2 protein-coding genes are annotated in these 3,828 nt (G+C 60.5%); both read right to left on the bottom strand.

The annotated features are described in order from the left end of the window. Positions 1-1,154: DUF3604 domain-containing protein (locus WG907_RS18100; protein WP_340235002.1), on the bottom strand; the 1,154-nt coding region annotated here is incomplete at its 3' end. Positions 1,155-1,309: 155 nt separating this feature from the next. Then, positions 1,310-3,828 (bottom strand): TonB-dependent receptor (locus tag WG907_RS18095; RefSeq protein ID WP_340235001.1); only part of this gene is annotated, 2,519 nt, incomplete at its 5' end.

The following is a 3,828-nucleotide window of genomic DNA, read 5'->3' as shown; positions in this document are numbered from 1 at the left end:
CTCGTGGTGGTAAGCCCATTATGCTGGTCGGTGCCGCCGACCATCCCGAACTTGAACGGATTGACGCCCAATTTCTGCGCGAACTGCAACCCCGCTTTGAGCGCCGGGCGGGCATATTCATAGGGCAGCATCCAGGGCTGCTTCGCAGTCTGCGTGAAATTGCCGAGATCCCAAATTTCGAAATCGGCGAATTCGTCGGTCGGCGACAGGGTCGGATGCGCCTCGCTCGTGCCCTTCATCTGGGTGACTTCGACCACCGGCTCCCACCGCGCGCGTTCGCGGGCATAGGCCGCTGTCAGCGGCTGGCCGGTAAAGGTTTCGGGCGCGAACATGCGGCCATTGCTGATATTGCCATTATGCGGGATCGCCAGCACCTGACCGCCGGTTTTGGCCTCATAGGCTCTCAGATACGCCCAGAGTTTTTCCGCATCTGTGCTGTCGAGCGCGGAAAAAGGCGTTACCTGCGTGGCCCTGGCCGCGCCATCGCGAAAGATCACGTTGCGATGCAGATTGTCTCCCGATGACGTCGACGACCATTCATAGCCGATAAAGGCCGTAAAGTGGCCCGGATTGTTGAAGCGGTCTGCGGTGGTTGCGACATCCTGCCATATGGACCGCGTCAACTCGGCAGGCACATAGGCCCCTGAATGAAACTTCGCGTAGATACTTGATAGCTTCTGAGGGTCGCCGGACTGCAGCAATTCGCTCCACTCCCGGCCCGGTTGCCAGTCGATCTTCGTGCTATCGGCTTTGGCAAGTCTTGGAAGTACACCGAGAAACTCGGCGTGATCCGACACGACGAGGAAATCGAGGGGGTGGCGGAGTTTCGCGGGCACACCGCTCGCGGTGACTATCTGCTCACCCATCGCAAATCGAAAAGCCTCCGCCGGCGTGGTGGTAGCCCCGCCCAGGGCGACAGCGTCCAGGGAATTGTTGGTGTGAAGGTGTGTATTGCCCCAGTAAAGGTTCATATCCTCATTGGCAAAACGCACAGGTGGCGAATAGGGCTGTGTAGCGGAGGAGGATGCCATCGAACCCGCTTCGCTGGCGGCGCTCGCCACCGGCTCCTTGCCACCGGTAAACAGCAATCCGGCCGAAATGGCCGCACAAGCGACCCAGGCCCCGTGCATCACAACCGTCTTGCGTTTTGCCATGGAAATTTCCTTCAATCCTACAAAAGGCCTCCGGGACGCCCCTATCGAAATCACTGACCTTGCTTCTGTAAGGTCCGCTATTTTTATTGGGGTCCTGATACTATGCCCTCATTTCCCATGGCAAAAGCGCGCTTGCGTCGGCTACGTGTCGCTGATTACTGTCCGAACGCGACGGTGACCCGGAGCATAATTTCCCGACCCCGGTTGAGGACGGCATATGTGTCAGCCGGGGTGAAGGCGGTTGGGGTGCCGGACGCCGTCAATCCCGTGAACTGCAACTGCTGGCCACTGGCCCAATAATATTTCTGGGTCAGGTTGCGGCCGATCAGCGCCACTTCCCAAGCGCCCTTGGCGTCGCCGATCCGCGCGGTGGCGTCCAGCAGGGCACGCTTGGGCGAGATCAGGAGCGGGTTGATGGCGGCGTCGGTCGGCACGCTGCTGGCGAAAGTGACGTCGGTAGAGAGGCCGAGCTTGAGCGCCGAGCCGAGCGGGCTTTCGTAGCTGGCGCCCGCATTTCCCGACCATTCAGGCGCGTTGACGAGTTGCTGCCCGGCCAGATTCTGGTTGTTGCCGCTCTCGCCCGGCAGGATCGGGCGGGCGTTGCCGCCGCCAATCGCCCGGAAGTTACAGCCTTGTCCCTGCGATTGTCCGCGCCAGCAGGGCCCGAAATAGCTGAGATAGCGAGCGCGATTATAGTTTATGGCGCCTCTCAGCGTCAGCCCTTCGATCGGCGAGCGATAATTTATGTCGAACTCGATGCCCTTTGTCCGCACGCCGCCAGCGTTTCGAATGGTGCCGATGCCATTCTCGAATGCCGTGATCTGGAGGCCGCCGACCTTATAGTTGTAGACCGACAGATTGGTGCGCAGTGCGCCCTCGAACAAAGCCGCTTTCACGCCCCCCTCGAAGCCTTTGATCTTCTGCGGGCCATAATTGAGCGGGAGCCCGAGCGTTGCGGTGCTGCCATTGAAGCCACCGGACAGGAACCCCTTCTTGAACGACCCGAACAGGGTCAGCCTCTCCGTGGGCCGGTAGGTGGCCGTAAGTTCCGGCGAGAAGTCGTTGAAGGACACCTTGTTTACCGGTGTATTATAAGGGAGCCTAGGATTGACGCGTGAACCGGTGAAATCCGCAAGTGTGACCGGGAGCGACTTCTTTTCATGCGAATAGCGTCCGCCCGCGGACAGTTCGAGCTGCGGTGTGACATCGAAGCGGGCTTGGCCGAAGACCGAATAGGCGATGCCATCTTGGGCAGTGAAAGAATCGACGAACTCTCGCGGATCACTCAAGTTGTAAAAGGTGTGGGTGCTGATCGATGATCGCGTGTCCGAGTAGATCCCTCCGACCGTGAAATTCAACGGCCCATCAAAGCTACTGGCCGCGCGAAGCTCCTGCGAGAACTCCCGGTTATAGTATTCCGAGAAGGCCGCCAGCTGCGGCAGACCGAAGGCCAAGCCGAACTGCAGGAGTGGAACGACCGGGTAGGTCGCGAACTGATCGCGGATTTTAGTCTTGGCTTGATAGAACCCAGTCACCGAGGTCAGGTCGATCGTATCACTGGGCTTGTAGTTCATTTCTAGCCCGACGAGGATCTGTCTCTGCTTTCCGTAAGTACGTCCGTCGCCAAAGCCGGACTCATAGGGCGTGAAAGCGGTTCCGATATTATCGGTGCGATTTGTCCGCCTGTCGGCTTTGCAATCGCTGACCACTCCGACGAGCTGGGTGGTTCCAGTGGGACAGTTGACCACCTGCGCATTGGCGGCGGGGCTGGCGCCCTTGACCTTACCATAGGAAACCTTGAGACGTGCGCTGAACGCATCGGTCGGATCGAACTTCAACGTGCCACGCATATCGAGTTCACGACTGCGGGGTCCGTAGCGATGAAAGGGCGGTAAGATGCTGTCCGCTGGAACTACGCTCTTGACCCAGCCGCGCATGTCCGAACCATAAAAAGCGAGGCGCGCGCCGAGCGTATCGGTGAGCGGACCTGCAACGAAACCTTCGCCGCGCCACTCCTGCGCGTTGAACTCATAGCCAACCGACGCCTTGGCCTGGAAATTTGGCGTCGGGTCGGCCGTGCGCAGCGAAATGATGCCGCCCGGGCTGTTCTTGCCGAAGAATAGTGACTGGGGGCCTTTGAGAACTTCGACCTGTTGCAAATCCATGAAGGCCAGGCGGCGAACGCTCGACTTCGCCACCTGGACGCCATCGATGTTGAACGACACCGCCTGGTCGCCGAGCGGATTGGTGTCGGGACCCGCTACGCCACGCAGCGCGATCGTGCCGCCCTGGGCGCCGCCGCCAGCGCCGGCGATCGTCAGGCCGGGCACCAGTTGGGACAGCGCGTCGGCGCTGTTGATCCCGCGCCGCGTGAGTTCCGCCCCGCTAACCGCCGTCAATACGACGGGTACCGCTATCGATGTCTCGTCGCGTTTGCGTGCGGTTACGATGATGTCGTCGACAGGTGCCGCATCATTCCGCGCGGGCGCTGGGCTGGCCTGCTCGGTGGGTATTTGGCTGCTTGCCATTGCCATCACATTATATTGACGCGGCGCAACAGCGGCGGCGCTCGCCTGCGCAAGCGTGATCGTCGCGCCATCGTCTTTCACGATTCGCAGCCCCGCCCCGGCAATCAGCTGCCTTAGCGCCGCGCGAACGTCATATGTGCCCCTGA

Origin of the sequence: Sphingobium fluminis, assembly GCF_037723805.1 — a bacterium.
Lineage (GTDB): Bacteria > Pseudomonadota > Alphaproteobacteria > Sphingomonadales > Sphingomonadaceae > Sphingobium.
This window is presented reverse-complemented; position numbering and strand designations above follow the sequence as displayed.